The organism is Micromonospora phaseoli (assembly GCF_900109115.1).
Lineage (GTDB): Bacteria > Actinomycetota > Actinomycetes > Mycobacteriales > Micromonosporaceae > Micromonospora > Micromonospora phaseoli.
Map to the genome: position 1 here is coordinate 259,276 of NZ_FNYV01000003.1, position 25,734 is coordinate 285,009.

Here is a 25,734-nt window from a genome sequence, read left to right on the forward strand (position 1 = left end):
CGGTGGTCTCCGGTCAGAGCGTCCCATTAACCGGGGTCCGACGAGCCGAAACATCGCAGATCGGGGGTGTGCTCGGCGGCATGACCCGGACACTGCGGGGTACCGATGAGGAATGCCCCTCGCCCGAAGGCTCGCCGACGCGACCGTGGTGATCACCGGTGCCTCCAGCGGTATCGGCACGGCGACCGCGTACGCCCTGGCCCGTCGCGGGAGCACCGTCGTGCTGGCCGCCCGCACCGAGCCGGCCCTGCGCGAGGTGGCCCGGCACTGTCGTGAGCTGGGCGGGCGCACCCTGGTCGTACCCACCGACGTGACGGACCCGGCCGCGGTGCATCGACTGGCGGCCACCGCTGCGGCGGAGTTCGGCCGGATCGACGCCTGGATCAACAACGCGGCGGTCGGCACGGTCGGGCTCTTCGACGAGATCCCGCTGGCCGAACTCCGCCGGGTGCTGGAGGTGAACCTCCTCGGCACCGCGCACGGCATGCGGGCCGCCCTGCCGCATCTCGGTGCGGCCGGTGGCGGCGTCCTGGTCAACAACGCCTCGGTGCTGGCCGAGGTGGCGATGCCGTACCAGTCCGCCTACAACGCCGCCAAGCACGGCATCCGCGGGCTGGCCGACACGGTCCGGCAGGAGCTACGGATCACCGGCCGCAGCGCCATCTCGGTCTGCACCGTGCTGCCCGCCACCATCGACACACCCTTCTTCCGGCACGCCGCCAACCACAGCGGCCGGCAGCTTGTGCCGCCTCCGCCGCTCTACCCCCCGGAGGTGGTCGCGGAGACGATCGTCCGGCTGCTGTACCGGCCCCGACGGGAGGCGTACGCCGGCGGGGCCGCCCGGCTGATCGGCCTGCAGTGGCGGCTCGCTCCGGCACTGGCCGAACGGATCCTCGGCTGGTACGCCCAGCGCACCCAGTTCGGGCCGGCGCCCGAGTGGGAGAGCACCGGGAACGTCTTCCAGCCCGACGGTACGGCGATGCCGGAGGGCGGCTGGCACGGCCGGCGCCGGCAGCTGGTCCGGATCACCGCCTTCGGGCTCGCCGCCGCCGGCACCGCCGTGGGGACGGTCGCCGCGATGACCCGCCGCGCCCGCTCCCCCCGCTGACCGGTTACCGCCGGATCCACGCGGGGGCGGGAGGCGGTACGGCGGGATCGGCGGGGGCGGGACCGGTTACGGCGGGAGGGCAGCGGGTAGTGGTCAGTCATGCGCGACGACGAGTACCCGACCCCCGTCTCCGATCCGGAGGCCGACGGCCTGCCCGACACCGCCGATGACGACTCGACGGCCGGCGACGACGTGCTGACCGGCCGCGAGGCGGACGGCCCGGCACCGGCTCAGCTGCCCGGCGACCGCACTCCGGTGGCCGTGGACGAGTTCGGCACCACCGCCGCCGAGCAGCTCGACGGCGAGTCGCTGGACTACAAACTCGACCGGGAGCAGTTCGAGATCCCGGTCGACGATCCGCTGGCCGGCCCGGTGGACCCGGACATCGCGGCCGAGGCGGACAGTCGGGAACAGGCGGCGCAGGCGCAGCTCGACGCCGACGTCATCGACCCCGGACCCACCTCCGACCCGAACTCCCCGGTCTCGCTCTACGACCACGGCCAGCTGGGCAGCGTGGCCGATGCCACGGTGGGCCGGCTGGTCGAACCGGACGAGGGTGCGCACACCGACCAGGAGACCGATTCGATCGCGTATGACGCGGGTGCCGCCGGCGGCGGAGCCAGCGCCGAGGAGTTGGCCGTGCACGAGACCCGGCCACCGCACTCGGTCTGACCGGGCGCAGACGAACGGTTCAGTCGTCCAGGCCGCGCTCGATCGCGTACCGGGTGAGTTCGACCCGGTTGTGCAGCTGAAGCTTGCCGAGCGTGTTCTGCACGTGGTTCTGCACCGTGCGGTGTGACAACCCGAGCCGCTCGGCGATCTGCCGGTACGACATCCCCTTGGCCACCAGGCGCAGCACCTCGGTCTCCCGGTCGGTGAGCCGGGGTGCCGCGTCCGCCGTGCCCGCCGCCGCGCCCTGCCCGGCGGCGGCCAGCCTGCGGTACTCACCGAGCACCAGCCCGGCCAGCCCGGGAGTGAAGACCGGCTCCCCCGCCGCGGTACGACGCACCGCCTCCAGGAACTCCGCCAGGGCAGCGGATTTCAGCAGGTAGCCGGTAGCCCCGGCCTTCACCGCGTCCAGCACGCCCTGCTGCTCACCACTGGCGGAGAGCATCAGCACCCGCACCTCCGGCCGGGCCGCGCGCAGTCCACGGATCACCTCGACCCCGGATATGTCCGGCAGCTGCAGGTCGAGCACCACCACGTCGGGCCGGGCGGCGGCGACCACCCGGATCGCCTGGCGGCCCTCACCGCAGACGGCCACCACCTGGTGGCCCGCCTCGGCGAGGTCACGGGCCACACCCTGCCGCCACATCGGGTGGTCGTCGACGACCATGACCCGCACGCCGCTCATGCTTGCCTCCTGGGCACGGTGAGTTCGACCTCGGTACCGGCATCCGGCGTCGAGCTGATCCGGGCGGTTCCGCCCAGATCGGCGAGCCGACCCCGGATCGCCTGCGCCACGCCCAACCGACCCTGGGCCGCGGCCTGGTCCAGCCGGCCCGGCGGGAAACCCGGCCCCTCGTCCCGGATCGACACGGTCACCGCCGAGCCCTCGTCCTCGACCAGGACCCAGGCTCGCCCACCACCGTGCCGGGCCGCGTTGTCCAGCGCCGCCCCGGCCGCCGCCGCCAGTTCGCGGGCCACCGCCGGGGGCAACGACACCGGGGTGGCCGGTACCGACAGCGACACGGTGGCCGAGGCGTACCGGCCGAGCAGCGCGCGTAGGTCCTCCGGCACGTCGGGGGCACCGGCCGGCACCGGCCCGGCGCCGGATATCAACGCCCGCAGCGCGGCCTCCTGCTCACCGGCGAGCCGGGCCAGTTCGCCCGCCTCACCGTCAAGTCGGGCGCCGCGCCGCTGCACCAGGGCGAGCACCTGGAGCACCGAGTCGTGGATGTCGCGGGCCAGCCGCTCCCGCTCCCGGGTGGCGGCCTCCAGCTCGATCGCCCGTTGCAGCCGTTCCCCGGCGGTCACCGTCAGCCGGGCCACATGCCCGACCACCACGCCGGCGAGCAGCATGAGGATCGCCCCGTTGAACGCGCTCGGGGTGACCACGCCCCGCGTCGAGAGGTCGGTCGCGCCGAGCACGAGCGCGGCGATCGTCCCGCGCCGCCGCCCCCCGGAGACGGCCCAGGCCAGCACCGGCCCGCTCAGCCAGGCCACCGGCAGGGTGGGCAGCCCGGCAGCGAGCGCCGGCCGGCCCATCACCCACGGCGTGGCGACCAGGATCGCCACGACGATGCCCAGATCGGCCAGGAGCAGTGGCCAGCCACGCCGGGCCGGGTTCGCGTAGCCGACCGCGGTCACGCTGGTCCAGACCGCCATCACCAGCACCAACGCACCGGCGGCGAAGGGGTGGGCGTACCGGTCCGCGTCGCGGATCAGCACCACGCAGACGTACGCCAGGGAAGCCACCCGGAAGACCGCGACGGCCCGCCAGAGCGGGACCTCGAAAGCACCGGGCGCGGGCACGTGCGTCACGATGCCATAGCCGGTCGGGCCCCCTGCCGCCGATGTGGTTCCACGAACACTGACGTACGGTGGTAAAAGCCGCGTAAACCTTTGTGATCTCTTGTCGGGACAGGGCCATGACGAACGGAGAATCCCCCACACCGCGTACGGTGGTGCCCATCGAACACGCCCTCCTGATCGCCGACGCCTTCGACCAGGCCCAGGTGACCGAGCTCAGACACTCGGTCGCCTCCTGTGCACGCGCGGCCGGGCTGCTCGACGAGCGACTGGACGACTTCGTGCTCGCCGTCAACGAGCTGATCACCAACGCGGTGCGGCACGGCGGCGGTCGGGGCTGGCTACGACTGTGGCAGGACCCGGGACTGGTGCTCTGCGAGGTGTCCGACCATGGCCAGGGCATCACCCCGCAGGATCTCGCCAACCGCAGCCGACCGGCACCCGAGACGGCCGGCGGCTGGGGCCTCTGGCTGGCCCGCGAGCTGACCGACGCGATGGACGTCGAGACCGGTCCGGCCGGCACCACGGTACGCATCACCACCGCGACCGTCCCCGCCGAACAGCACGTCGGCCGCCACCGCAGCGAGTAGCGTCCCCACCCGCGGCCATCGGCGGCGCGCTACCAGCGGTTGCCGGTCAGCTTCTCATAGACATCGATGTAGCGGGCCCTGGTGGATTCGACCACCTCGGGCGGCACCTCGGGCGCCAGGGCCTGCTTGTCCCAGCCGCTGTCAGCCGCCCAGTCCCGCACGTGCTGCTTGTCGTAGGAGAACTGCGCGCGGCCCGGTTGGTAGGACTCCGCCGGCCAGAACCGGGACGAGTCGGGGGTGAGCAACTCGTCGGCGAGAACCAGCGTCCCGTCCGGCGCCCAACCGACTTCGATCTTGGTGTCGGCGACCAGGATTCCCCGGTCGGCGGCGAGCTCGGCACCCCGGCAGTACACGTCGATGGTCAGCTGCCGCAGCCGCTCGGCGGTCTCCGCGCCGACCTTGTCGACCACCTCCGCGAAGGTCATCGGCTCGTCGTGCTCACCGACCGGCGCCTTCGTCGACGGGGTGAAGATCGGCTCGGGCAGGATGGACGCCTCGACCAGGCCGCGTGGCAGTTCGACGCCGGAGACCGCTCCGGTGGCCTCGTACTCCTTCATGCCGCCGCCGGTGAGGAAACCCCGGGCGACGCACTCGACCGGGACCATCTCCAGTCGGCGACAGCGGATCGCCCGGCCGGCGAACTCCGCCGGCACGTCGGTGGCCGAGATGACATGGTTGGGCACCAGGTCGGCGAGCTGCTCGAACCACCACAGCGACAGGGCGGTGAGCAGCTTGCCCTTGTCCGGAATCGGGGTCGGCAGCACCACGTCGTAGACGGAGATGCGATCCGAGGCGACCAGGATCAGATCGTCGCCATCGGCGTAGACGTCCCTCACCTTGCCCGAATGCAGAAGTTCCACGCGGACAAGTAGACCACGCGGCGGAGCTACCACCGGTGGCGGACCTGGGGCCTGGGCGGCCCGTCAGCGCGGCGGACCGCCGCGACGGCCGCGGGTCAGCCGGATCAACAACACGACGACCACGGCCACCACCACCAGGCAGCAGAGCAGACTCAGGAAACCGAAGACGCCGAAGCCGCGTCCGCGCCGCCGGGCCGCCTCTACGACCAGTTCGCCGGTACCGGTCGAGGCCCAGGCTGCCACCGGGACGAACACCGTCAGCACGACCGTACCCAGCAGCGTGCCGAGACGTCCCCACCACTTGCCGAAGGAAGACATGCAGCCATCCTCGCCGACACGCGCAACTGCGGACGGTGAACAGCGGTGACCGGCGAGTTCACCGAAAAAGTCGACGGCCCCGGATGAATCCGGGGCCGTCGACTGACCGTAGCGGGGACAGGATTTGAACCTGCGACCTCTGGGTTATGAGCCCAGCGAGCTACCGAGCTGCTCCACCCCGCGTCGCTAGATCCACCCTACCCCACCCGCTCCCGCCCCATTCACTCACCCCCGGTACCCGATCCGCCGGAGCGTGCGGCGTCAATCGCGCCCACGTCAGCGGGTCTGCCGAGACGGACCTGGCACGGAACGAAAAACTGGCCCCGGACGAGTCCGGAGCCAGTTTCTGGTAGTAGCGGGGACAGGATTTGAACCTGCGACCTCTGGGTTATGAGCCCAGCGAGCTACCGAGCTGCTCCACCCCGCGTCGGTAGATCTACCGTAGCGCACCACCCCGGGCCGCCGCAAAACGACCCACGGTGCGGCCCGCAGCGCCAACGACAGGGCCCGCGGCGGCGACCAGAGGATCGCCGGGCCGCGGGCCCTGTCGGTCGGTCGTCAGCCCGTGGGTGACGGGCTACCGGTCGGTTCCGCACCACTCGGCGCGCCGGACCCGCCGGCCGCCTGCTGAGCCTGCTGGAACGCGGTCAACGCCTCGTCCAGCGCCTTGAGCGCGCGGCCGTACCGCTCGAAGTCACCGGACGCCTGCGCGGCCCGCACCTCGGTGATCGCCGCCTGCACCCGGTCGGCGGCCGCCCCCAGTTCTCCGGTGAGCGGCGGTGCCTCGCCGCCCGGCGACGGCGGAGGTGTCGCCGTCGGCGAAGCCGGCGGTTCCTCGCCCGCTGGCGGCGGCTCCTCGCCCGTGGCCGGCGGCGGGTTGCCGGCCGCCGCCCGCTTGCCCTGCTCGACGAGTTGCCTGATGCCGTCCGTCGGGTTGTCGGCCAGCACCACGAAGGAACCGCCGTCACCGTAGGAGAGCAGCACCTTCTGCAGCAGCGGGTACGCGTCCTGCTGGTTGCTCTTCACGTAGACCGGCTCGACGTAGAGCATCCCGTTGCCGAACGGCAGCGAGAGCAGGTTGCCGTACTGCACCTGGGCCTGGTTCGAGGAGAGCAGGTTCAGCTGCTGGCGGATGTTGGCGTTGTTGGTCATCTGCTGGTGCACCTGCACCGGGCCGGAAACCCGGGTCTGGTCGGGCAGCTCCAGCACCTGCAACGTCGGCCTGCCGTCCTGGTACGACCCGGAGATCAGCGCGGCCAGGTTCTGCCGGCCGTTCGGGGTGACCGCGCTGGTGAGTTGGAAGCGCGGCGCCTCCTGGCCGGGGAACTGCGTGTAGAGGTAGTACGGCGGCTGCTTCTGCCCACTGTCGGGCGCGTCCGGCACGTTCGGCACCTGCCAGAAGTCCTGCCCGGAGTAGAAGTCACCGGGGTTGGTGACGTGGAACCGGGTCAGCAGGTTGCGCTGCACCTTGAACAGGTCGGCCGGGTACCGGAAGTGGTCGGCCAGCGCCGGCGGGATCTCCGCCCGCGGCTTGATCAGGTCACCGCCGAACGCCTTGTTCCACGCCTTGAGCACCGGGTCGTTCTCGTCGAACTCGTAGAGGACGACCGTGCCGTCGTACGCGTCGACGGTCGCCTTGACCGAGTTGCGGATGTAGTTGACGTTCTCCCGGGCCAGCTGGATGGTGCCGCGACCGGTCAGCTCGTCGGTCGTCTCCTGCTGAAGGTTGACCCGCTCGGCGTACGGGTAGGTGGCGGCGGTCGTGTAGCCGTCCACGATCCACTGCACCCGGCCGTCCACCACCGCCGGGTAGGGGTCGCCGTCCAGGGTGAGGAACGGCGCGACCTTCTCCACCCGGTCCCGGGGGTTACGCACGTAGAGCAGCTTGGAGTTCTCGTTGACCGCCTCGGAGAGCAGGAAGTTCGCCTCCTGCTCCTTGATCGCGTAGAGCAGCTTCCGGCCGAACGAGCCGACGTCGACGCCGCCGGAACCGGTGTAGGTGTAGTACGACTCGCTACCCTCCTCGCCGCTCTCGCCGGCGGGCCGGTCGAACTCGGCGGGGTTGGCGTCCGGGTTTGGCTTGCCGACGATGGCGTAGTCGCCGTCCTGCATCCGCTCGCCGTAGTAGATCCGCGGCTGGCTCGCCGGAATCTGGTCGGTGGGCGAGGAACAGGATTCCTGCGACCGGTCGCCCAGGAAACCGGAGACGAAGAACGGCTGACCACCACAGACCACCTGGTTGGCGGGGGCGGCCACCACCCCGTACCCGTGGGTGTAGACGGTGTGCCGGTTGATCCAGTTGCTCTGCTGGGCGGTCAGCTCGCCGTAGTTGATCTCGCGTACCCCGACCACGTAGTCCTGGGTCTCCCCGTCGACCGCGTACCGGTCGATGTCGAGCTTGGGGCCGAAGTCGTAGAAGCCACGGACCTGCTGGAGCTGGGTGTAGGTCTCGCTGACCAGCTGCGGGTCGAGCAGCCGCGCGTTCGGCACCACCGAGGTGTCGGTGGCCAGGCTCTCCGGCGGGGTCAGATTGCTGGCCGCGTACGCCGAGGTCTGGGCGTCGGCCAGACCGTACGAAGCGCGGGTGGCGTCAATGCTGCGCTGGATGTACGGCGCCTCCTTGTCCCGGGCGCTGGGCTTGACCTCGAACGTCTGCACCGCCCACGGGTAGATGCCGCCGATCGCGACCGCGGAGACCCCGAGCAGCGCCAGGGAGATGCCCGGCCAGACCAGGTTACGCATCCAGGCATTGGAGAAGACGATGATCGCGATCGCCACCACCACGGAGATGTAGGCGAGGATCTCCTTGGCCGGCAGCAGCGCGTTGATGTCGGCGTACCCGGCGCCGTAGACACCCACCCCGTCGTTGTACTCCAGCAGCATCGACCGCCGGTCCAGCACGTACGCGACCGCCTTGAGCAGGACGAAGACCGCGGCCAGCGTGCTCAGGTGGGCGCGGGCGGCGTTGCTCATCCGGTCACCGACGCCCTGCAGGCGCACCCCGCCGAAGAGGTAGTGCACGGCCAGCGAGCCGATCAGGGCCAGTACCACCGCGGTGAAGCCGAGCCCGAGCAGGAACCGCCAGAACGGCAGTTGGAAGACGTAGAAGCCGATGTCGACGCCGAACTCCGGGTCGTCGACACCGAAGTTTCCGCCGTGCAGGAAGAGCAGCCACTGGTTCCAGCGGCTCTGCGCCGACAGCCCGGCGAAGAGACCGACGACAGCGGCGGCCACCGTGATCCACAGCCCGAGCCGGGGGCCGAGCAGCATCCGGTAGCGCTCCAGGGTGGCCTGTTCCGGGGAGTGCGGGCGCATCCGGGGACGCAGCCGTTGCGCGAGCCAGAGGTTGCCACCGACGATAGCCGCCATGGCCAGGCCGGCGGCCAGGAAGAGCAGCAGCCGGGTGACCAGCACCCCTCTGAAGACCTCGGTGTAGTCGACCTCGGAGAACCAGAGCCAGTCCGTCCAGGCCTGCACCCCCCAGCCGAGCAGGGTGAACAGGACGAACACCCCGATCAGAACACCGATTGTGACGCGTCCGCGTCGGCTCATCCTCGGCAGGGGGCTGCTGCTACGCATGACCACTGTTGGCTCCGCACGCTCGTTATGATCGGCTCCGATCAGGGACCCAGAGTACGGGGTGTTCCTGAAGGCGTCGGCGGAAGGTCGTGCCGCGCCTGCGGCGCCCGGTCGCGATCCGACCGTACGGCCCGGCCGCAAGCGTCCGACGTCGACGCGGTCGACGCGCAACGTGCAGGTCCGGCGCGCGGATCAGCAGAGCGTGGGCGCACCCCCGGCGCGCAGCGTCTCCAGTGCGTCGAGCGCCTCGTCGAGCGAACCCACCCGCACCAACGGCAGGTCCGGCTGCCGGTTACGTGTCGCCTCGGCGCAGTTCGCCGCCGGTACCAGGAACGCCGTCGCGCCGGCCCGCTTCGCCCCGACCAGCTTCTGCGGGATGCCGCCGATCGGGCCGACCTGCCCGGAGTCGTCGATGGTGCCGGTGCCGGCGATGACCCGGCCGCCGGTCAGGTCCTCCGGGGTCAGCTTGTCGATGATGCCGAGGGCGAACATCAGGCCCGCGCTGGGACCGCCGATGTCCCGCAGGTCGAAGGAGAGGGTGAACGGGTGCGGCTGCTGCTGCTCGATCTCGATCCCGATCCGGGGCCGGCCGTCCTGCTCGCGGCTGGTGACCGTGTCGGTGCGGGCGACACCGTCGCGGGTGTAGCCGATCCGCAGCGCCGTACCCGCCGGCTTCGCCCTGATCAGCTCCGTCAGCCGGGAGGCGAGCGGCACCGCCGCCCCGTCCACCGACGTGACCACGTCGCCCGGGCGGAGCAACCCGGCCGCCGGGCCGTCGGCCGCGACCGTCTTGACCACGACCTGCACCTCGTACCCGAGCTCCCGCAGCGCGGCGGTCTCGGCGCTGGTCTGCGAGACCTGGAAGTCCTCGGCGTTGCGCTGTTCCACCTCCTCCTGACTCTCCCCCGGCGGGTAGACCAGCTCGCGCGGCACCACCGCCTGCTCGTCGGAGAGCCAGCCCTGGATGGCCGAGCGCAGTTTGACGCCGGGCTGCACACCCACCGTGGTCAGCCGCAGCTGACCTGCCGAGGTGGAGGTCTCCCGCCCGCTGACCTGGATGACCTCCTTGCCGTCCTCCCGTCCCACGGTGTCAACGGTCGGGCCGGGACCGAGCACCACGTACGGGACGGGCGCGCCGAGCACCCCGATGCTGAGCAGAGCGGTGAGCAGTGCACCGAGCAGGACGGTCACGCCGCGACGTCTCATGCGGCAGAGCGTACCGACCCGGGTGACGGCTCCCGACCGCCACGACGACTTCGCCCTCAGCGCAACCGCGGTGGCGGCAGCCGGGGGCATCGCCCGCGTACCGTAGACGTCGTGCCTGATATTCCGTTCGGTTTCGCGCTTCCGGGTGGGCAGCCGCCCGATCCCAACGACCCCGCGCAGATGCAGCAGTTCATGTCGCAGTTGCAGCACCTGCTCTCCGCGCCGGGGAGCGGGCCGGTCAACTGGGATCTGGCCCGCCAGGTGGCGGCCAGCCAGCTCGCCGCGTCGGGTGACCCGGCGGTCTCGCCGTACGAGCGCAACGCGGTGGAGGAGGCGCTGCGCATCGCCGATCTCTGGCTGGAGCCGGCCTCCGCCCTGCCCTCGGGCATCCGGAACACCATCGCCTGGAACCGGAACGAGTGGATCTTCAAGACGCTCGACGTGTGGCGCAAGCTGTGCGATCCGGTGGCCAGCCGGATGGTCGGCGCGATGGGAGACCTGGTGCCGCCGGAGGCCCGAGCTCAGCTCGGCCCGATGCAGTCGATGGTGGCGACCCTGGGTGGGGCGCTCTTCGGCGGCCAGCTCGGTCAGGCGCTCGGGTCGCTCGCCGCGGAGGTGCTCTCCGCCGGCGACATCGGCCTGCCGCTCGGCCCGGCCGGCACCGCCGCGTTGGTCCCGGCCAACATCAAGGCGTACGGCGAGGGCCTGGAGCTGCCCGAGGACGAGGTACGCCTCTACGTGGCCCTGCGCGAGGCCGCGCACCAGCGACTCTTCGAGCACGTGCCGTGGCTGCGCGGGCACGTCCTCAACGCCGTGGAGACCTACGCCGCCGGCATCCGGGTCAACCGGGAGGCGATCGAGGAGGCGATGGGGCGGGTCGACCCGACCGACCCGGAGTCGATGCAGGCGATCGCCCTGGAGGGCATCTTCACCCCGGAGGACAGCCCGGCGCAGAAGGCCTCGCTGGCCCGGTTGGAGACCGCCCTCGCCCTGGTCGAGGGCTGGGTCTGCCACGTGGTGGACGGCGCGGCGGCCGGCCGGTTGCCGAACGTGGTGTCGCTGGGCGAGGCGTTCCGCCGACGTCGGGCGGCCGGCGGACCGGCCGAGCAGACCTTCGCCGCCCTGGTCGGGCTGGAGCTGCGCCCCCGCCGGCTGCGGGAGGCTGCCGCGCTCTGGGCGGCGCTCACCAAGCACCGGGGCATCGCCGGCCGGGACGCGCTGTGGGGACACCCCGACCTGCTGCCCTCCGACGACGACTTCGCCGACCCGGTCGCCTTCGCCATGGCCGACGTGGATCTGATGACCGAGCTGGAGAACTTCGACTTCTCCGCCCCGGGTGGCCCGGAGGAGAAGGCGCCCGGCGAGATCGAGGGCCCCGACGGACCCGAGGACGGCGAGAAGCGCTCCTGACCGTCAGCGGCGGCGTCAGCCGCGCCGACCTGCGCCGGAGAGCAGGGCGCGGGTGTTCTCCCACCCGCCCAGGGCCGGGTCGAGCCGGGCCAGGTCCGCCGGGCCGCGCAGCCGGTGCCAGGACGGCGTCACCGCCAGCTCACCCGGGCGGGGCGCGGCCGCACGCACAGCTGCGGGCACTGCGGCATCCATGTCCAGCGGCGGCAGCCACGACGGTACGGGAAGCCGTGCCGCCACCCCGAGCAGCCCGGGGAGGCTGCCCTCGACCGGGGCGAGGGCGACCGGCCGGCTGGTGAGCGGACGCAGCAGTTTGCCGACGGTGAGCCCGGGCAGGTCGGGGGCGTCCCCCGCGACCACCGCGGCCTGCTCGTAACCGCCCGGCGCGTCGACCGACGAGTCGAGGGCGGCGAGCACCGCGTTCGGGGTCGGCTCGGGCACCTCGTAGACGGTCGTGCCGGGCCAGATCACCGCGTCGGCCAGCCAGCGGTCGGCCTGGGTGACCGCCACCGCGGTGTCCACCTCGTTGAGGGTGGCGAGCAGGTCCACCACGTCCTCGGCGAGGGCCGTGCGCCAATCGACCGGGTCGATGCCGGGCGGCGCCCAGGCGACCGGCGCGAGCAACGCCACCACCACACGTCGGGCCATCCTCCGACCCTACCGTCGCGCTGCCGGGCGGTCAGGGGGTGCCGGCGACGGCCGCCACGCCCTCCAGGTAACCCCGGGCGCGTTCGGTCCTCGGATACCGGCCGACCAGGGACCAGAACTGACCGTCGTGGCTGGGCACGATGAGGTGGGCCAACTCGTGCAGCAGCACGTAGTCGATCACCCAGTCCGGCATCTCCTGGATCCGGTGCGACAGCCGGATCGAGCGGTCCGCCGGGGTGCAGGAGCCCCACCGGCCGTTCTGGTTACTCACCCATCGAACGCTGGCCGGCAGGGCCTGGTCGCCGTACTCAGCCAGGTAGAGTTTGATCAACCGGTTCGCCCGGGCCAGCAGCTCCGCGTCGGAGCGGGTCAGGCGCCCCTCCCGAGCGGCGAGCCGAGCGAGCATCCGGTCGACCCACTCGCTCTCCTCGGCGCGGGAGAACTGGTCCGGGATGAGGACCACCACCCGCTCACCGTCACGGTAGGCGGACACCGTGCGTCGCCGGCGCTGGCTGCGCCGCACCTCGACGACCGGCTTCCGCGCCCCAGCCATCAGTGGACCGCGCAGCCTCGGTTTGCTGTCACGTTGGCAAGCTAATGCGTTGTGACCAGGGGTCCGCAAGAGTCAACCCCCCGACACGCGTCCGGAAAGTGGGGATTGGTCGCCAGGAGTCCCGAAAAAATTCTTGCCGGACCCGCTGTACGCGTCACGATCACCCTTCGTGGTGGTCGGCGAGTGTCACACGCGGGCCGACCACCACGGTAAGTGATCATTTCTCGGGCCGCACACCGGGGTCTCATCCCCCGCCTGGGGGCATCACCTGCGCAATTGCGGGCCCCCGGTCGGCGTGTCCCCGCCAAACTGGCTGATCTGACCCAATTCGCCGTGCACACTCTCGACGTCGCCTTGCTCACAGTGGCAATGCGCAGCTGACATGGAACCGCCCACACCTGGGTAGGGTCCGCCAACCAGTGGTCACGTGGGTGGCCACGGAAGATGCCCAGCGCCGGGCGCCGTACGCGACCGCCGCCGGGAACCCCGCCGGGTCGGTCCGACCGGCGGACGAGACGAGGAGGACATCGTGGCCGACCAGGCCCAGACCTACAACGGTTACTGCGTCAAGTGCAAGGAGAAGCGGGACTTCGAAGGCCGTGTCGAGGTCTCGAAGACCGGCATGAACATGGCCAAGGGCAAGTGTCCGGTGTGTGGCACAACAGTGAACCGCATCCTGGGCAAAGCGAAGGTCTGACGTACGCGTACCGCAGGAAAGGGGGTGGCCGCGGCCACCCCCTTTCACGTCTCCCCGGTCACTGTCGGACGACCGACTCTGCTACCCGCAGGTTGTGGATATCTCGCCGAATCCTGTGGACAACCCTGGACCTGGGGCTGGCCACCTGTGGACAACGATCGACGGAAAGCATGGACTCGGTAACGATCCGTGCCCATGGCGCAGTCCACCGCACGCCCGCCGTCCCTCCGCCCCCGGCTACTACCCGGGCTCAGCCGGTTCTGGCGCGACCGGCACACTCTCCAACTCGGGCTCGGCCAGGAGCGGGCCGTCCTGGTCGAGGTCGCCGACCCCCGGGCCGCCCGGTTGCTCGACCTGCTCGACGGCACCCGCAGCGAGCGACAGGTGCTGACCGGCACGACCGGTACGGGTGTCCGCCCCGAGCACGCCCGCGCCCTGCTCGACGCCCTGTCTGCTGCCGGCCTGGTGGTGCCGGCACACACCCTGGTACCTCGGGACCTCGCCGAGCCACGACGCACCCGGCTCGCCGCGGAGGCCGGCGCGCTCGCGCTCGCCGCCGCCCGGTTGCCGGGCACCCCGGCCCAGGTGCTCCGGCGCCGGCTGGCCGCCCGGGTGACGGTCACCGGCACCGGGTCGCTCGGCGCTGCCATCGCCGTCGCCCTGGCCCAGGCCGGCGTCGGGCACATCCATCCCGACCTGCCCGGCGCGGTCCGTCCGGTCGACCTCGTCGGCACCGGCATCGCCGCCGGCGAGATCGGGCGCCCGCTCGGCGCCACCGTCCGGGCGGCCCTGCAACGCGCCGCCCCCGGCACCGCGACCGGCGCCCTCCGCCGGCCCCGGCCCGACCTGGTGATCCAGCTCGGCGCCGACCGACCGGCCGCGCTGCTCGCCGCCGGTCACGCCCAACGGCGACAGCCGCACCTGCTGGTCGAGCTACGGGAGGGGGTACCGACCGTCGGTCCACTGGTCCGCCCTCCCGCCGGCCCGTGCTTGCGCTGTCTCGACCTGCATCGCGCCGACCGGGACCCGGACTGGCCGGTGCTCGCCGCCCACCTCGCCACCGGCCCGACCGAGCCGGCCTGCGCCACGAGCCTCCTGCTGACGGCGACCGGGTACGCCGTCGCCGAGGCGCTGGCCCAGCTCGACGGCGGTACCCCGGAGACCCTCGGCGGGGCGGCCGAGGTGGTGGCCCCGGGCAGCCTCCGCCGGCGACTCTGGCCACCGCATCCCCGGTGCCGATGCGGCGAGTAGCCGGTGCGCGAGAGACGGAGCCGGCCGCACGGCAGCAACGGGCCGGCCGAGTCGGTAACAATGACCAGGTGACCGACATCCCGCGCCGGGCCGTGTCCCGGACAGCCAAGCTCGCCGCTCTGCCGCTCGGCTTCGCCGGCCGGACCGTTCTCGGCATGGGAAAGCGCGTCACCGGGCTCGCCTCCGACGTGATCTCCGCGGAGATCCAGCAGCGCACCGCCGAGCAGTTGTTCAGCGTCCTCGGCCAGCTCAAGGGCGGGGCGATGAAGTTCGGTCAGGCGCTGTCGGTTTTCGAGGCCGCCCTGCCGGACGAGATCGCCGCGCCCTACCGGCAGGCCCTGACGAAACTCCAGGAGGCCGCACCGCCGCTGCCCGCCGCCAGCGTGCACAAGGTGTTGGCCGAGCAGTTGGGCCCTGCCTGGCGGGACCGGTTCGTGAGCTTTGACGACTCCCCGGCCGCCGCGGCCAGTATCGGCCAGGTGCACCGGGCGGTGTGGCGGCTGCCGGACGGCACCGGCCGGGACGCCGCCGTCAAGATCCAGTACCCGGGAGCCGGCGACGCCCTGCTCGCCGACCTCAAGCAGCTGTCCCGGCTGGGCGGCATGTTCCGGGCCATCCAGCCCGGGCTGAACATCAAACCGCTCCTGGCCGAGCTGCGGGAACGGATCACCGAGGAGCTGGACTACGAACTGGAGGCGGAGTCGCAGCGGGCCTTCGCCGTCGCGTACGCCGACGACCCGGAGATCTACGTGCCGGCCGTCTTCTTCGCCTCGCCCCGGGTGCTGATCACTGAATGGATCGAGGGCACCCCGCTGGCCGACATCATCCGCGCCGGCAGCGAGGAGCAGCGGGACGAGGCGGGGCGGCTGATGGCCACCCTGCACCTGTCCGCGCCGGCCCGGGCCGGGCTGCTGCACGCCGACCCACATCCGGGCAACTTCCGGATGCTGCCTGACGGTCGGCTCGGGGTGATCGACTTCGGGGCGGTGGCCAGGATGCCGGAGGGTACGCCGGAGCCGATCGGCCGCATCGCCGGGATGGCCCTGCGTGGTGACGCCGCCGAGGTGGTGGCCGGCCTGCGGGCCGAGGGCTTCGTCAGCTCCGACGAGCCGGTCGACGCGCACGCGCTGCTGGACTTTCTGCGTCCGATGCTGGAACCGATCGCCGCCGACGAATTCCGGTTCACCCGCGCCTGGCTGCGTGCCGAGGCCACTCGACTGGCCAGTCCGCGCTCCCCGGCCTACCAGTTCAGCCGGCAGCTCAACCTGCCGCCGTCGTACCTGCTCATCCACCGGGTGACGCTCGGGTCGATCGGGGTGCTGTGCCAACTTGAGGCCAAGGCCCCCTACCGCGGCATCCTGGAACGCTGGCTGCCCGGCTTCGCTCCGGTCAGCTGACCGGGCACCGGGCTCCCCGGCTGTTCGCTGCTGCTACCGGGCGACCTCATGTCCCTTGATAACAGGGGGCCCCTTTACTACTGCAGGCGTTAAGAGGGGGCCCTTCCTTAACTGAGCGGCGGGCGGGGACCGATCGGTCCCCGCCCGCCGCCTGAGTTGCGTCGTCCTACAGAACGCCCAGTTCGCGAGCCGACCGGGCACGGCCGGACATGGCGACGGTACGGGCGGATCGGGTTGCCTCAGTGCTCGTGGTGCTGCGACCGGCCTGAGGCCGGAGCATTCGAACCTTCGACAACGCTTCGTTGAGTAGGTACATCTCGGCTCCGTTCGGAAGGTGCAGCATGGTGGTCAGCTCTCTGTCGACCGGCTTGACGCCGGCGGGGTTGGTTCGAATCGGGAACATGTCAGGCCGCCAGCCAGACAGCGTTGCGCGACGTGGCAAGACCGTTGGCCGCCAGCCGCGCCTCGGCCTCGACCCGCAGCTCCGCGTCACGGGCCAGGTCCTCCTTGCGCGGACGGCCACGGGGCCGCTTCCGCGGAACGACCGCGCCGCGCTCGAAGATCTCGCCACCCCAGACGCCCCACGGCTCGGCCCGCTCCACCGCGCCGGCCAGGCACTCGACGCGCAGCGGGCAGTCCCCGCAGAGCGACTTGGCCAGTTCCAGCTGGGTGGGTGAGTCGGAGAACCACAGGTCGGGGTCGAACTTCCGGCAGGGCAGGTTCGCCTCCACCTCGACGCTCACGTCGAGCGGGGCCAACGCCAGACTCATCGCCCGGTCACCTCTCTCTCACACTGCGATCTCGTGGATCGCTGTTCCGACGTACTTCGGCGGTGCAAAAAAAACTGAGGCCGCGGATCCCGGTATGCGGGTTCCGCGGCCTCGAGGTGAGCCGGTGGTCTGGTGTCAGACCGGTCTACCTCGAGGTGGAACACCGCGGACGTCCATCCGCTTGTTGGCGCCATCGACGCCCTTGCCCGTGAAGCCACTGCTCCCCTGGAGCCCGTTCGGCATCGGTGCGAGAATCAGCTCGGCCTGAACCTCGACCCGGTGAACCTGCGGAGCCCACGGTCGCGCGGCGACGGTGGTGACCCGGCCTTCCGTCACCGGGGTGACGGTGGTCAGGGCAGCCGACAACGGAGCGACGGCAACGGGCAGCGCCGTCGGACGCTGGTAGATGTAGCTCTCCATTGGTGCCACCTCCTTGACGTTCACTCGTGGTCGACCCGGACACAAACCCCGTGAGCAGCCCGAACAGGGCCCCCTCTCGAGGTGTGTTCTGAGGCTATGACGGCCGGTGGGGCGAGGGCAAACGAATTAACGGTCAGATTTAGAAACTTTTCTGAGGGCAGATTTCGTCGACCGCGGCGCCCCCCACCAGCGCCAGCACCGCCTCCCCGTACAGGCCCAGTTTGCGCGGCCCGATGCCGGCGATCGCGACCAGGTCCTCGGCCCGGCCCGGCCGCCGTTCGGCCAGCGCGACCAGCGTCGCGTCGGTGAAGACCACGTAGGCGGGAACCTTCTGCGCGCCGGCCACCCGGGACCGCCACTCCTGCAACCGCTCGTGCAGCTCGTCGTCGATGTCCGACGGGCAGGTGGCGCAGCGACCGAGCTTGCGGTCCGGCCCGGCGAGCAGGGTCGTACCGCAGATCCGACAGGACACGATCCGGGTGACGCGCCGCTGCGGACCGCGGGTAGGCCGGCCTCCGGTGGCCCGCTCCACCCCAGCGGCGGGAGCCATCTGGGGAAGGAACCGGCACGGCCGTCGGGGCCGGCCGCCGGGCGAGCGCGCCGAGGCGTACGACAGCCAGAGCCACTGACGGGCCCGGGTGATGCCGACATAGAGCAGCCGGCGCTCCTCCTCGACCTGTTCGGCGGTGCGTGCGTACGTGGTGGGCAGGGTGCCGTCGGCGAGGCCGACCAGGAAGACCGCGTCCCACTCCAGCCCCTTGGCGGAGTGCAGCGAGGCCAGAGTCACGCCGTCCACTGTCGGCGCGTGCTGCTGGGCCGCCCGCCGGGCCAGCTCCTCGGTGAAGTCGGTCAGGGTGACCGGGCGCTCGACCGTGGCGGCCACCCCCAGGGGCACCAGGTCGGGTGTGCTCGCGTACTCCTCGGCGAGTTGGACCAGCGCGGCCAGCGCCTCCCAACGCTCCCGGGCCGCCCCACCGGGCGGGGGCGCGTCGGGCGCCCACCCGAGCGCGGCGAGCGCCTCGACCACGGCTGCCGGCAGCGGGGTCTCGCCGGGGAGCGACCGGGTGGCCGCGCGTAGCGCCACCATCGCCTGCCGCACCTCGGTCCGTTCGAAGAACCGCTCCGCGCCCTGCACCAGGTACGGCACGCCGGCCTCGGCGAGCGCCTTCTCGTACGCCTCGGACTGCGCGTTGGTGCGGAACAGCACGGCGATCTCGCGGGCCGGCGTACCGGCGTCGATCAGCGCGCGGCAGCGGGCGGCGACCGCGTTGGCCTCGGCCGGCTCATCGGTGAAGATGCGCCGCTCCGGCTCGGGGCCGGCCGGCCGCTGGCCGACCAGTTCCAGGCGCAGCCGCGACTCGACGCCCCGCGCCTGGGAGATGACCGCGTTGGCGAGGCCGACCACCTGCGGGGTGGACCGGTAGTCACGGACCAACCGGACCACGGTCGCGCCCCGGTTGCGGCGCGGGAAGTCGACCAGGTACGACGACGTCGCCCCGGTGAACGAGTAGATCGTCTGGCTGGCGTCGCCGACCACGGTCACGTCGTCCCGGCCGCCGAGCCAGACGTCCAGCAGCCGCTGCTGCAACGGGTTGACGTCCTGGTACTCGTCGACGACGAAGTGCCGGTACTGGTTGCGGACCTGCTCGGCGACGTCCGGGTGCTCCTCGATACCCCAGACCGCGGCGCGCAGCACGTCCTCGAAGTCGATCACACCACCGGCGCGCTTGAGCTTCTCGTACGCCACGAAGACCTCGGCGACCTTCGTCGGCTCGTGCGGGGTCTCGCGCAGCGCCTTGGCTGCCGCCACCACGTACTCGCCCGGCTCGACCAGGGACGACTTGGCCCATTCGATCTCGCTGGCGAGGTCCCGGGCAGCCGTCCGGTCGGCCCGCAGTCCGGCCCGGGCGGCGGCGAGGGTGACCAGCCGGACCTTGCTGTCCAGCAGCTCGGGCATGGCCCGCCCGTAGAGCAGTCGGGGCGCGAAGTAGCGGACCTGGCGCAGGGCCGCCGCGTGGAAGGTGCGTGCCTGCACACCGGCAACGCCGGCCACGGCGAGACGGTGCCGCAGCTCGGCGGCGGCCCGGGCGGTGAAGGTGACCGCGAGCACGTGCCGGGCCGATATCTCACCGGTCAACGCCCGGTAGGCGATCCGGGACGTGACGGCCCGGGTCTTGCCCGTACCCGCGCCGGCGAGCACGCAGACCGGGCCGGCGGGGGCGGTCACGGCCGAGCGTTGCTCCGGATCGAGCCCGGCGAGCACGCGTTCGGACGCGGAGTTAACCACCACAGCGGGGAATTGTCGCAGCTTCTGTCGACGTTGCAGCGGTTAGTGTGTGTTGATCGGCGACCAGCCGGGCGTGAAGTTGGAGGATCTGACCATGCTGACGATGTATTCCACTCCCTGGTGCGGCTACTGCCACCGGCTGAAGTCGCAGCTCGACCGGGAGGGGATCGCCTACGAGGTGGTCGACATCGAGCAGGATCCGGACGCCGCGACCTTCGTGATGGGGGTCAACGGCGGCAACCAGACCGTCCCCACGCTGCGCTTCGCCGACGGCAGCTCGCTCACCAACCCCTCGATCACGCAGGTCAAGCACCACCTGGCCGCCACCACCGCCTGACCGCCCCCGAACCATCTCGGTCGATCATGGGGTCATCGCTCCCGCGACCGGCGTGTCGCGGCGACAACCTCATGGTCAACCGTCTCGACGGCGGGGGCCGGACGGGGTTTGGGGATGCGGGCAGGGGCCGGCGGGGTCAGGTGACGGCTGCGCCACAGGTAGTTTCCGGCGAGCAGGGTGGCCAGGCCGACCAACGCGAACGCCAACCGGTAGTCGAGCACGCCGACGAGCAGGGCTCCCACGCCGATCGAGAAGGCCTGCGGGCACCTGACCACCGCGTCCGAGGCAGCGGCGACCCGGCCGAGCAACTCCGGCGGGGTCCGTCGCTGGATCAGGGTGTGCAGGCCGACCAGGGTCAGCGGTAGGGACAGGCCCGCCATCAGCAGCGCGACGAAGCCGAGCCACATATTCGGGTAGGACAGCATCAGCGCCGCGGGGCCGAAGAGCGCCACACCGCCGGCCAGCGTGCCAAGCTCACCGACCCGGCGGAGCGCGGCGGCGGAGCAGAGGCCACCGACCAGGCCGCCGATGCCCTGCACCGTGAGCAGTACGCCGACGAACGCCGGATCCCGGCCGAGTCCCCGGTCGACGTACGCGAAGATCAGTGACTCGGTGAAACCCATCACCAGCGAGCCGAGGCCGTAGCCGAGCAGCGCCCGCCGCAACGCAGGTTCGTCGACGAGGTGGCGGAGCCCGGCGACCAGCTCCGCCGGCCAACGCCGCGCCGTCGCCGACCCGGCGGTCGATTCCGTCGACGGCTCGACCGCTCGCCGTGCACCGACCACGGCGGCGGCGATCAGGAAACCGGCCATCCCGACGGCGGCCAGCATCCAGCCGCCGAGGGCCACGTAGAGCCCGGTGCCGAGGAGCGGGCCGATCAGCCGCAGTCCCTGCCGGGCTGTCTGCAACGCCCCGTTGGCCTCACCGAGCAGCTCGGACGGCACCAGTTCGCGGATCAACCGGCTCAGCACCGCGCCGACGGTCAGGTTCGCCAACCCGTACAGCGCGGCCACTCCGTAGATGATCCACATGTCGCCCGCGTCCCGGACCGCGAACAGCGGGGTGAGCAGCAGCGCCATCACGAGGTTGGTGGCCACGAAGAAGGGCCGTCGCGGGTACCGGTCGACGAACCAGCCGACCAGTGGCGCGAGCATGCGCGGCGCGAGAATGACGAAGATCGTGGCTCCGGCGAGGCCGTCCGATCCGGTCAGGTCCTTCACCCAGATGGCGAGCGCCAGCAGCAGGATCGACTCCGCGACCATGCTGGCCAGCAGTCCGCCGAAGAGCAAGCGGAAGTCCGGGCGACTCAGGACGTTGCGCATTGATCCTCCGCAGGTGACGCGACCGGGGCGGCAGACCGATCTTGACCGAGGCCGGCGACGCGGGGCGTAGCGGGCCGGGCCGGTTGGGGTCTGGCGTATTTCTGATGACACGCCCTCCGCCGGTACCTCCGACGCCGGTCGCGACGTCCATACTGACCGTGGGGGGCGAATTTCATACAGTTACCGTCGCGTCGGCGGCGGTCGACGGAAAAGAGGACACTGTGCCTCCTGCCGTACCCAGCCCGATCCTGCGTCGTCGCCGGCTCGGCGGCGAACTGCGCCGTTTGCGCGAGGCTGCCGGGCTCACCGGAGACCAGGTGATCGACCACGTCGGCTGGGCCTCCGCGTCCAAACTGTCCCGCCTGGAGAACGGTCGCAGCCGGCCGGACCCGGAGGATGTCCGGGATCTGCTTGAGTTGTATGGCGCCGACGACGCGCTCCGCTTGGAACTGCTCGGCATCACGCACGAGGCCGGCGACATGCGCGGTTGGCTGAAGGGCTATCCGGCGATGACGCAGCAGCAGCGCGGCTTCGCCGAGTTGGAGGCCGGCTGCGCCGAGATCTCCGAGTACAACCCGGTGCTGGTACCGGGGTTGTTGCAGACCACCGGGTACGCCCGGATGCGGATCGCCTCGGCCCGGCAGGTCGACCAGGCCGCTGGCGCGCCCGAGGCCGACGAGGACATCGAGACCGAGATCAGGGCCCGGCAGGCGCGACAGTTGGCGCTCACCCGGGAGACCGACGCGCCCCGCTACACGGCGGTGCTGGAGGAGACCGCGCTCGGGCACCGGGCCGGACCGTCCGAGGTGCTCCGCGAGCAACTGGCGCAGCTCTGCGAGCTGGCCATGCTGCCGAACGTCACGCTGCACGTGCTGCTCCGGGACACCCCGATCGGCCAGTGGTACCTGCCACCGACCGCGTTCTCGGTCTATCGGTTCGCCGATCCCCTCGATCCGGAGACGCTCGCCATCGAAGGTGGCTTCACCGACGTCATGTCGACTGAGGTAATCACCCTAAATCGCTATAAAGTGGTGTTCGAGTGGCTATGCACGGCGGCACTCTCCGCTACGGACACCGCTACCTGGCTGATGGAGTCGGCAGGACGGCTGTCCGCAGCGGCGAACCCGCCCACCGCGGCAAGTGGTCCGGCAACGGCGCCGGCCCAGCGTCGCGGATCCTCCGGGCGTCTGACGGAACGCTGACAACCTCGGATCGCCGTCGGGACGTGCGGCGCCACTCGTTCCATTGGTTCACCTCAGGAGCGCAACGATGAACGAGTACCGCAACACGCCGTCCGTCCTCGCCCAACTCGCGGACGCACCCTGGCGTACCAGCACCCGCAGCCAGACCTCCAACTGCGTGGAGGTCGCGCCGCTCTCCCCCGGTCCCGCCGCGGTGGCGCTGCGCGACAGCAAGGACCGCGGTGGCGCGGTGCTGCTGTTCAACCGGTCCGGTTGGCTCGGTTTCATCTCCGGTGCCAAGAACGGGCAGTTCGACCTGGACTAGCACGCGGACGTCTCGCGGGGCCGCCGGCAACCGTGCCGGCGGCCCCGTCGTCGTCCAACCTCGACGACCGACCCCGGTAGCAGGGGTCGGATGATCGGTCGGGCCTGCGGACCAATGGGCGAGTTTCACTTGCTGAGACACGACCCGGGCGTACGATGGCGGGGTAGTGACGTGGAACTTCCACGATTGCACCGTCGCGGCACATCCGGAGACCCACATGCGGTTCCTGATCGTTCGCACCGACATCCGAGCCGCCGCCGAGACCGACATCACGGCCGCCTGGGCCGGAGGTCGCCGGCTGCGGGACGAGACCACCAGGCCCGAGGCGCGCCGCCAGGTCGTCCACGCCGAGGACCGCGACGCCGCGCTGCTGCTGGCCCGGGCGATCGCCACCGTTGGCGCCGTACGGTCCGGCAAGCAGCGGGTCAAGGTGCTGCCGCTGGACCGTCCGTGGCACCAACGGGGCCAGCCGGGCGGGCCCGGCACCTGACCCACCACACGTCCGTCGTGGTCGACCGGCTCCCCCGCCGAGTTCCTCCCCAGCCGACCACGACGGCCCGTGTCCCCGGCCCGTGACCGCCGCGGCAACGACGGTCACGGGCCGGGGCCGCAAAGTTCAGCAGTGCCCGTCCAGCCAGCGGTGGATCAGGAACAGCGCGATCGACGACGGCGGAGGCAACATCAGCCGGGCGCCGCCCACGTCCACCGGCCGGCCGGCCAGAGCCCCCCCGATCTCCTGCCGGGAGAACCAGCGCGCCTGGGCGATCTCGGTGGCATCGACCTGCACCGGATGCTCCGGGTCGGCGGTGGCGAGGAAACCCAGCATCAGCGAGCCGGGAAACGGCCAGGCCTGGCTGCCCGCGTACGTGATGTCGGCGACCGGAACGCCGACCTCCTCGTAAACCTCCCGCAGCACGGCGGCCTCGGCGGACTCTCCCGGCTCCACGTAACCGGCCAGACAGGAGAACCGGCGCCGCCCCTCGGCGCTGGGCCAGGTGGCGTTGTTGCCGAGCAGACACCGCCCGTCGACGCCGTCGACGCCGTCATGCACGAGCACGATCATCGCCGGATCGGTACGCGGCCACACCCGCTCGCCGGTGGGATCCACCCGGGACCAGCCGCCCTCGTCCGCCCGCGTCGGCGCGCCGGTGACCGGGTGATAGAGATGCCGCAGGTGCCAGTTGGTCAACGCCAGCGCCGTGGTGAACAGGCCCGCGTCGCGGTCGCTGAGCAGGTGCCCAACCTGCCGCAGGTGGGCCGACCGGGTGTTCGGCACGGCCGCCAGCGTGGTGTGCACACAGAAGACCGGCACCCCGTCCGGTTCGACGCCCAGAAACATCGCGCCGGTGGCGAGCGCCGGTGGCAGGCTGTCCGCCTCCGCCAGGACCAGCGCCGGCACCGAGGTGTCGGTACGCACCAACGCCCGCCCACCGGACTCGATGTCGAGGACCAGTACCCGCGCCCCAGCCCACGCCTGCGCAAGCCACTGCAGGTCGGTACGCCGGTGCGCCGTCCGGTCCAGGGTGGCACGGGCCAGCGGCGGACTGGCCTCACCCCGCCGATCGCTCACCACGGCACTCCGCTGCGCTGCGTGCCGTCGTGAGGCGCCAACGCACCCAGCCGGATGGTTCGCTCGCTGCGCTCGCTCATGACGGCACGGGGACGGTGTCGATCGGGGCCAGCGTGGCCAGCGACGCCGAGATCCGCTCCGCGTCGCCGAGCACGACGGTGACCGCCCGCGACGGGGCGAGGTACCGGGCGGCCGCCTCGGCGACATCGGCGGCACTCGCCTTCGCCAGCCGAGCAGCGTACTCGGGCAGGAAGTCCAACCGCAGCCCGCTGCCGGCGTACGCGCTGACGAACGATGCCAGTCCAGCCTGGGTGGAGATGCCGAGCTGGAGGGTGCCGAGTGCGTACTGCCGGGCCTGCTCCAACTCCTCTGACGTGGGCGGCACGGTGGCGAGCCGGCCCAACTCATAGGTCGTCTCCACCAGCGCCGGCGCGGTCACCTCGGTGGCCACCTCCGCGGCGGCCAGCAGCACCGAGCCGGCCACCGAGTGCTGGACCACCGAGTGCGGCCCGTACGTGTAGCCCTTGTCCTCGCGGATGTTCTCCACCCACCGCGAGGAGAAATAGCCACCGAAGATCAGGTTGGCCAGTTGCAGCGCGGCATGGTCGGGGTGCGTACGCGGCACCGCCGGCAACGCCAACCGCATCGACGACTGCACCGACCCGGGCCGGTCGACCAGCAGCAGCGGGCCGGGCTCCAGTGGCGGAGCGGGCGGCAGGTCGGCGGTGTGGCCGGCACCGTTCCAGCCGTCGAGGGCCTTCTCGGCCGCGTCCAACGCCCGCTCCGGACGCACGTCGCCGACCAGCACGAGCACCGCGCCCGCCGGATGTACCCGCTGGGCGTGCAGCGTCCGCAGCGCCGCCGGCCGGACCGCGCTGACCTGCTCCGGATTCGGCGTCTGGACGGCGTACGGGTGCCGGCCGTAGATTCGCTTGAGCAGGGCGGTACGGGCCAGGTGAGCCGGCTGGCTCCGAGCCACCTGGATGCCGTCCACCAGCCGATCCCGCTCGACAGCCACCCACTTCGCCGGGTAGCTGGCGCCGGTGAGCACCTCGCCGAGGATCTCCAGCATCCGGTCCAGGCCGGTGGCCAGGCCGGCACCGGAGATCATCAACCGGTCCGGGTCGAGCCCGGCCGAAAGCCCACCGCCGATCCGCTGCAGCTCGGCGGCGATCTGCACGCTGCTCATCGTCTCCGTGCCGGAGAGCAGGGTCTGCGCGAGCAGGTGACCACGAGCCAGTTGGGCCTGCCCGAAGGGCATCCAGAGCCGCAGCTCCACCAGCGGCACCGCCGGTCGGCGTACCACGATCACGGTCAACCCGCTGTCGAGCGTGCGCTCGGTCTGCCGCGGCACCTTGAGCCGGCGGGTCGGACCGAGCGGCGGCAACGGCCGCGGCGTCGCGGGTGCGGTCAGCAGACCCGGCTCACTCCTCGCG

25 protein-coding genes and 2 tRNA genes are annotated in these 25,734 nt (G+C 71.7%); 11 read left to right on the forward strand and 16 right to left on the reverse strand.

The features are described 5' to 3' along the window. Positions 1-112: 112 nt before the first annotated feature. Together BMY89_RS09480 and BMY89_RS09485 are read left to right on the forward strand one after the other, a co-directional pair. Positions 113-1,108 carry an SDR family oxidoreductase gene (locus tag BMY89_RS09480; RefSeq protein ID WP_092378159.1) on the forward strand — a complete coding sequence of 332 codons (996 nt, stop codon included), beginning with the start codon at positions 113-115 and terminating at the stop codon, positions 1,106-1,108. A 99-nt stretch (positions 1,109-1,207) separates the two neighbouring features. Continuing rightward, a complete protein-coding gene (locus BMY89_RS09485; RefSeq protein ID WP_092378161.1) occupies positions 1,208-1,780 on the forward strand; it encodes a DUF5709 domain-containing protein in 573 nt (190 codons plus the stop codon). Between the two features lie 19 nt (positions 1,781-1,799). Here BMY89_RS09485 and BMY89_RS09490 read toward each other — a convergent pair whose 3' ends face one another. Both BMY89_RS09490 and macS read right to left on the reverse strand, forming a co-directional pair. After that, on the reverse strand, positions 1,800-2,462 hold the full coding sequence (locus BMY89_RS09490) for a response regulator (protein ID WP_092378163.1): 663 nt from the start codon (positions 2,460-2,462) through the stop codon (positions 1,800-1,802). Further along, positions 2,459-3,583 (reverse strand): MacS family sensor histidine kinase, encoded by a 1,125-nt coding sequence (gene macS, locus BMY89_RS09495; protein ID WP_232521156.1) that lies wholly within the window; start codon positions 3,581-3,583, stop codon positions 2,459-2,461. The genes BMY89_RS09490 and macS overlap by 4 nt, the downstream gene beginning before the upstream one ends. 116 nt (positions 3,584-3,699) lie before the next feature. On the opposite strand from macS, the gene BMY89_RS09500 reads away from it, so the two are divergent. Beyond that, positions 3,700-4,170: an ATP-binding protein gene (locus tag BMY89_RS09500; RefSeq protein WP_092379207.1), complete on the forward strand. Its 471-nt coding sequence runs from the start codon at positions 3,700-3,702 to the stop codon at positions 4,168-4,170. A 29-nt stretch (positions 4,171-4,199) separates the two neighbouring features. On the opposite strand, the gene BMY89_RS09505 is transcribed toward BMY89_RS09500, so the two are convergent. The 6 genes from BMY89_RS09505 to BMY89_RS09530 form a co-directional block, all read right to left on the reverse strand. Next, a complete protein-coding gene (locus tag BMY89_RS09505; protein ID WP_092378165.1) occupies positions 4,200-5,030 on the reverse strand; it encodes a phosphoribosylaminoimidazolesuccinocarboxamide synthase in 831 nt (276 codons plus the stop codon). A gap of 63 nt (positions 5,031-5,093) precedes the next feature. Beyond that, positions 5,094-5,348: a hypothetical protein gene (locus tag BMY89_RS09510; RefSeq protein WP_092378168.1), complete on the reverse strand. Its 255-nt coding sequence runs from the start codon at positions 5,346-5,348 to the stop codon at positions 5,094-5,096. A 109-nt stretch (positions 5,349-5,457) separates the two neighbouring features. Continuing rightward, a tRNA-Met gene (locus BMY89_RS09515) sits at positions 5,458-5,531 on the reverse strand. A gap of 170 nt (positions 5,532-5,701) precedes the next feature. Next, positions 5,702-5,775: transfer RNA gene (locus tag BMY89_RS09520), tRNA-Met, on the reverse strand. A gap of 131 nt (positions 5,776-5,906) precedes the next feature. After that, positions 5,907-8,927 carry a UPF0182 family membrane protein gene (locus tag BMY89_RS09525; protein WP_175510333.1) on the reverse strand — a complete coding sequence of 1,007 codons (3,021 nt, stop codon included), beginning with the start codon at positions 8,925-8,927 and terminating at the stop codon, positions 5,907-5,909. A 192-nt stretch (positions 8,928-9,119) separates the two neighbouring features. Continuing rightward, complete coding sequence (locus BMY89_RS09530; RefSeq protein ID WP_092378172.1) at positions 9,120-10,133, reverse strand: YlbL family protein; 1,014 nt, start codon at positions 10,131-10,133, stop codon at positions 9,120-9,122. Between the two features lie 111 nt (positions 10,134-10,244). Between BMY89_RS09530 and BMY89_RS09535 the strand changes: the two genes are divergently transcribed. After that, on the forward strand, positions 10,245-11,543 hold the full coding sequence (locus tag BMY89_RS09535; RefSeq protein WP_170147620.1) for a zinc-dependent metalloprotease: 1,299 nt from the start codon (positions 10,245-10,247) through the stop codon (positions 11,541-11,543). Positions 11,544-11,558: 15 nt separating this feature from the next. Here BMY89_RS09535 and BMY89_RS09540 read toward each other — a convergent pair whose 3' ends face one another. Beyond that, positions 11,559-12,188 (reverse strand): hypothetical protein, encoded by a 630-nt coding sequence (locus tag BMY89_RS09540; RefSeq protein WP_092378178.1) that lies wholly within the window; start codon positions 12,186-12,188, stop codon positions 11,559-11,561. 31 nt (positions 12,189-12,219) lie between these two features. Next, positions 12,220-12,741 carry a M48 metallopeptidase family protein gene (locus BMY89_RS09545; RefSeq protein WP_092378180.1) on the reverse strand — a complete coding sequence of 174 codons (522 nt, stop codon included), beginning with the start codon at positions 12,739-12,741 and terminating at the stop codon, positions 12,220-12,222. Positions 12,742-13,270: 529 nt separating this feature from the next. Here BMY89_RS09545 and BMY89_RS30305 point away from each other — a divergent pair. From BMY89_RS30305 to BMY89_RS09555, 3 genes are all read left to right on the forward strand, one after another. Then, positions 13,271-13,438 carry a DUF5679 domain-containing protein gene (locus tag BMY89_RS30305; RefSeq protein ID WP_012014940.1) on the forward strand — a complete coding sequence of 56 codons (168 nt, stop codon included), beginning with the start codon at positions 13,271-13,273 and terminating at the stop codon, positions 13,436-13,438. A gap of 195 nt (positions 13,439-13,633) precedes the next feature. Then, positions 13,634-14,689 carry a hypothetical protein gene (locus BMY89_RS09550; RefSeq protein ID WP_092378182.1) on the forward strand — a complete coding sequence of 352 codons (1,056 nt, stop codon included), beginning with the start codon at positions 13,634-13,636 and terminating at the stop codon, positions 14,687-14,689. A 68-nt stretch (positions 14,690-14,757) separates the two neighbouring features. Beyond that, positions 14,758-16,086: an ABC1 kinase family protein gene (locus tag BMY89_RS09555; protein ID WP_092378183.1), complete on the forward strand. Its 1,329-nt coding sequence runs from the start codon at positions 14,758-14,760 to the stop codon at positions 16,084-16,086. A gap of 404 nt (positions 16,087-16,490) precedes the next feature. Here BMY89_RS09555 and BMY89_RS09565 read toward each other — a convergent pair whose 3' ends face one another. From BMY89_RS09565 to BMY89_RS09575, 3 genes are all read right to left on the reverse strand, one after another. Continuing rightward, positions 16,491-16,856: a WhiB family transcriptional regulator gene (locus BMY89_RS09565; protein WP_092378188.1), complete on the reverse strand. Its 366-nt coding sequence runs from the start codon at positions 16,854-16,856 to the stop codon at positions 16,491-16,493. A gap of 135 nt (positions 16,857-16,991) precedes the next feature. Beyond that, a complete protein-coding gene (locus BMY89_RS09570; protein WP_092378190.1) occupies positions 16,992-17,276 on the reverse strand; it encodes a hypothetical protein in 285 nt (94 codons plus the stop codon). A 139-nt stretch (positions 17,277-17,415) separates the two neighbouring features. Then, entirely contained in the window at positions 17,416-19,566 is a 2,151-nt protein-coding gene (locus BMY89_RS09575; protein ID WP_092378193.1) for an ATP-dependent DNA helicase UvrD2, read from the reverse strand. A gap of 91 nt (positions 19,567-19,657) precedes the next feature. Here BMY89_RS09575 and BMY89_RS09580 point away from each other — a divergent pair, with 91 nt between their 5' ends. Further along, positions 19,658-19,900: a mycoredoxin gene (locus BMY89_RS09580; protein ID WP_092379211.1), complete on the forward strand. Its 243-nt coding sequence runs from the start codon at positions 19,658-19,660 to the stop codon at positions 19,898-19,900. A 32-nt stretch (positions 19,901-19,932) separates the two neighbouring features. Here BMY89_RS09580 and BMY89_RS09585 read toward each other — a convergent pair whose 3' ends face one another. Further along, on the reverse strand, positions 19,933-21,222 hold the full coding sequence (locus tag BMY89_RS09585; RefSeq protein ID WP_092378196.1) for an MFS transporter: 1,290 nt from the start codon (positions 21,220-21,222) through the stop codon (positions 19,933-19,935). A 221-nt stretch (positions 21,223-21,443) separates the two neighbouring features. On the opposite strand from BMY89_RS09585, the gene BMY89_RS09590 reads away from it, so the two are divergent. The 3 genes from BMY89_RS09590 to BMY89_RS09600 all read left to right on the forward strand — a co-directional run bounded on the left by BMY89_RS09590 (position 21,444) and on the right by BMY89_RS09600 (position 23,218). After that, the gene (locus tag BMY89_RS09590; protein ID WP_092378199.1) at positions 21,444-22,424 is read left to right on the forward strand and encodes a helix-turn-helix domain-containing protein; all 981 of its coding nucleotides are present in this window, start codon (positions 21,444-21,446) and stop codon (positions 22,422-22,424) included. A gap of 67 nt (positions 22,425-22,491) precedes the next feature. Continuing rightward, entirely contained in the window at positions 22,492-22,728 is a 237-nt protein-coding gene (locus BMY89_RS09595) for a DUF397 domain-containing protein (RefSeq protein WP_092378201.1), read from the forward strand. Positions 22,729-22,945: 217 nt separating this feature from the next. After that, positions 22,946-23,218: a hypothetical protein gene (locus BMY89_RS09600; protein WP_092379214.1), complete on the forward strand. Its 273-nt coding sequence runs from the start codon at positions 22,946-22,948 to the stop codon at positions 23,216-23,218. A 126-nt stretch (positions 23,219-23,344) separates the two neighbouring features. Here BMY89_RS09600 and nudC read toward each other — a convergent pair whose 3' ends face one another. Then, a complete protein-coding gene (nudC, locus tag BMY89_RS09605; protein WP_092379216.1) occupies positions 23,345-24,298 on the reverse strand; it encodes an NAD(+) diphosphatase in 954 nt (317 codons plus the stop codon). 76 nt (positions 24,299-24,374) lie between these two features. Beyond that, positions 24,375-25,712 carry a M16 family metallopeptidase gene (locus tag BMY89_RS09610; protein WP_092379219.1) on the reverse strand — a complete coding sequence of 446 codons (1,338 nt, stop codon included), beginning with the start codon at positions 25,710-25,712 and terminating at the stop codon, positions 24,375-24,377. Between the last annotated feature and the right edge of the window lie 22 nt (positions 25,713-25,734).